The sequence below is a fragment of the Corallococcus praedator genome, assembly GCF_003612125.1.
Classification (GTDB): Bacteria; Myxococcota; Myxococcia; order Myxococcales; family Myxococcaceae; genus Corallococcus; species Corallococcus praedator.
In genome coordinates, this window is record NZ_RAWI01000903.1 from 1 (window position 1) to 476 (window position 476).

Annotated in this window: 1 protein-coding gene; it reads right to left on the bottom strand. The window is 64.5% G+C overall.

What is annotated here, in order from left to right:
• The coding region (locus D7Y13_RS42340) for an FKBP-type peptidyl-prolyl cis-trans isomerase (RefSeq protein ID WP_208734593.1) at positions 1–436 on the bottom strand (436 nt) is incomplete at its 3' end.
• Positions 437–476 lie beyond the last annotated feature (40 nt).

Here is a 476-nt window from a genome sequence, read left to right on the forward strand (position 1 = left end):
ACCCGGTGCCGGCCGTGCCTCGCCCGATTTCCTCCTCGGTGGCGTCACGCACGCCATGCACGGTGAGGTGCAGCCGCAGTGCGATGCCCGCGAGCGGGTGGTTGCCGTCCAGCACCACATGGTCGGGGTACAGCTGCGCCACGGTATAGAGCGCATCGCGCGGTGCTTCGGGGTTGCTGCCTTGGGGCAATGCAGAGCCTTCGAAGGTCATGCCTTCTTCGATGTCTGCGGGGAACAGGGTCCGCGGTTCCAGGAAGAGCAGCTTCTCCTGGTAATCCCCAAAGGCCTCCTCGGGCTCCAGGTGCAGGGAGAGACTGGCGCCAGCGGAGTGGCCTTGCAGGGCCTGCTCCAGACGGGCGAGGAGGTCGTCTCCGCCCACAAGAAACTCGACGGGGTCGTCGAGTACAGCCAGCTCTTCACCCAGCGTGTCTTTCAAGACCCAGGTCAAGGCGACCACACATTGTTCGGTAATTTCC